At 63.2% G+C, this 3,026-nt stretch carries 2 protein-coding genes; one reads left to right on the plus strand and one right to left on the minus strand.

Annotated features, from left to right (window positions below):
* Positions 1 to 236: 236 nt before the first annotated feature.
* Entirely contained in the window at positions 237 to 1,013 is a 777-nt protein-coding gene (locus tag KH616_RS23530) for an enoyl-CoA hydratase (protein WP_292253395.1), read from the minus strand.
* Positions 1,014 to 1,143: 130 nt separating this feature from the next.
* Here KH616_RS23530 and paaN point away from each other — a divergent pair, with 130 nt between their 5' ends.
* Complete coding sequence (gene paaN, locus KH616_RS23535) at positions 1,144 to 2,850, plus strand: phenylacetic acid degradation protein PaaN (protein WP_292253397.1); 1,707 nt, start codon at positions 1,144 to 1,146, stop codon at positions 2,848 to 2,850.
* Positions 2,851 to 3,026: the final 176 nt, after the last annotated feature.

Genomic DNA, 3,026 nt, shown 5'->3' on the forward strand with positions numbered 1-3,026 from the left:
CCCGCGTCGCGCCGTCCCGCTTCCCTTCCCCCGCGCCGCAGCACCCGCCGCGCGAAAGAGGCGTGATTCTAGGCAATCCCCGCCCGCCGCGCAAGCCCCGCCAACAAAAGCACCGTGGCCACGCACTGACCCTGGCCGGCAGGTAGACATCGATATCTTTCAGGTGGAACAACTGGCCGCCACGCTCGACGCGGGCGGCTCGGCCCACACCGATTAATCCGCGCCGCCACCCGATTTCAGCGATGCTTGAATACCGGTTTCCGCTTTTCGACGAACGCGGCCATTCCTTCCTTCTGATCTTCCGTCGCGAACAGCGAATGGAACATGCGACGCTCGAAATGCACACCCTCCGCCAGCGTCGTTTCGTAGGCTCGGTTCACCGCCTCCTTGATCATCATGACTGCCGGCAGCGAAAACTCGGCGATCGTCGTCGCGGCGGCGATCGCCTCTTCGAGCAGTTTATCGGCCGGCAACACGCGCGACACCAGTCCGGCGCGCTCCGCCTCATCCGCGCCCATGAAGCGCGCGGTCAGGCACATGTCCATCGCCTTCGCCTTCGACACGGCGCGCGGCAAGCGCTGCGTGCCGCCCGCGCCCGGCATGACGCCCAGCTTGATCTCCGGCTGACCGAATTTCGCCGTATCCGCGGCGAAGATCGTGTCGCACATCATGGCCAACTCGCAGCCGCCGCCCAGCGCAAAGCCCGCGACCGCAGCAATGATCGGCTTGCGGATCTGGCGAACCGTTTCCCAATTCCGGGTGATGTAGTCGCCCTTATAGACATCCATATAGGAGTAGGTCGCCATCATGCCGATGTCAGCGCCCGCCGCAAACGCCTTCTCGCTGCCCGTCAGGACGATCGCGCCGATGTCGTCGTCCGCGTCGAACGCCTTGAGCGCCGTTCCAAGCTCGTCCATCAGCGCATCGTTCAGCGCATTCAGCGCCTTCGGCCTGTTCAGCGTGATCAGGCCGACACGGCCACGGGTTTCCACCAAGATGTTCTCGTAAGCCATCTATTTCCCCTCGGTCAATGAAGTGCGAAACGCCTCGCACATGCGAATAGTTTGATGCTACCATTCTCCGACCAACCGGTCGGTTAATTAATCGATTCGATCCCCCTCAACGTCTTACCAGGCCGCCGCCATGACCCACCCACTGTTCACGAAGCACGAAGACACGCTGAAGCACGCACTCGCCGCCATCGAGAGCCGCGGCTACTGGAGCCCGTTTGTCGAAATGCCGAGCCCCAAAGTGTACGGGGAAAGCGCTAACGCCGATGGTGAGGCTGCGTTCAAATCGCTCCTCGACAAGACGTTCGAACTCGACCAGCCTGCTTCCGGCGAAACGGTCGGCATGGAGCAGTCTCCGTATGGCTTCACGCTCGGCGTGCGGTATCCGAAATCGACGCCCGACGAATTGATCGCCGCAGCGGCCGCCGCCCAAGGCGCGTGGCGCAAAGCCGGCCCTACCGCGTGGATTGGCGTCAGCCTGGAGATTCTCGCGCGATTGAATCGCGCCAGCTTCGAGATCGCTTACAGCGTCATGCACACCACCGGGCAGGCATTCATGATGGCGTTCCAGGCAGGCGGCCCGCACGCGCAGGACCGCGCGCTCGAAGCAGTCGCATATGCATGGGACGAACTGCGTCGCATCCCCGGCGACGCGCACTGGGAAAAGCCGCAGGGCAAGAATCCGCCGCTTGCAATGCACAAGCGCTACACGATCGTCCCACGCGGTACCGGGCTTGTGCTCGGCTGCTGCACGTTCCCGACATGGAACGGCTATCCGGGCTTGTTCGCCGATCTCGCGACAGGCAATACCGTCATCGTCAAGCCGCATCCGGGCGCGACCCTGCCCCTCGCAATCACCGTCCGGATCGCACGCGACGTGCTGCGCGAAGCCGGATTCGATCCGAACGTCGTGACGCTGCTTGCGACCGAGCCGAATGACGGCGCGCTGGTGCAAGACCTCGCACTTCGTCCGGAAATCAAGCTGATCGACTTCACTGGCAGCACGCAGAACGGCACGTGGCTCGAGCGAAATGCTCATCAGGCGCAGGTCTATACAGAAAAAGCCGGCGTCAACCAGATCGTGATCGACTCTACGGACGACCTGAAAGCAACCACCAAGAACATCGCCTTCTCGCTTGCCCTGTATTCCGGCCAGATGTGCACGGCGCCGCAAAACATCTATGTACCGCGCGACGGCATCCGGACAGCCGAGGGGCATGTGAGCTTCGACGACGTCGCGCAGGCGATCGCAAGTGCAGTCCAGAAACTCACCGGCGATGCGGCGCGCTCGGTCGAACTGATCGGCGCGATCCAGAACGACAGCGTGACCGCACGAATCGACGACGCGCGCAAACTCGGCCGCGTCCTCGCGGACAGCCAAACGCTGCAACACCCCACGTTTTCCAATGCGCGCGTTCGCACGCCGCTCGTGCTGCAGCTCGACGTCGCCGACCGTGAGAAATTCACGCAGGAGTGGTTCGGCCCCATCTCGTTCGTCATCGCAACCGACTCGACTGCCCAGTCGCTTGATCTCGCCGGCGCGATCGCAGCCGAGCATGGCGCACTTACGCTCTCCGTCTACAGCACGGACGATGCAGTGATCGACTCGGCGCACGATGCTGCCGTGCGTGGCGGTGTGGCGCTGTCGATCAATTTGAACGGTGGCGTGTTCGTCAATCAGTCCGCCGCGTTCTCTGATTTCCACGGCACGGGCGCGAATCCCGCCGCTAACGCATCGCTCGCAGATTCGGCGTTCGTCGCGAACCGTTTCCGTGTCGTCCAGAGCCGCATTCATGTTGCCTCGAAGGCGGCGTCCGCGGAAGCTGGCCAAACGGCATAACCCATTCGGCCGACGTGCAAACGTCGCGCAGTTCTCTACCATGAACGAATCCGCCACCCGGCGGGTTCGCTGCCCATCGAGACGCCCATGATTGACGCATACATCTGCGACGCGATTCGCACCCCCATCGGCCGCTACGGCGGCGCACTGAAAGATGTTCGCGCCGACGACCTCGG

The organism is Burkholderia sp. (genome assembly GCF_018375725.1).
Classification (GTDB): domain Bacteria; phylum Pseudomonadota; class Gammaproteobacteria; order Burkholderiales; family Burkholderiaceae; genus Burkholderia.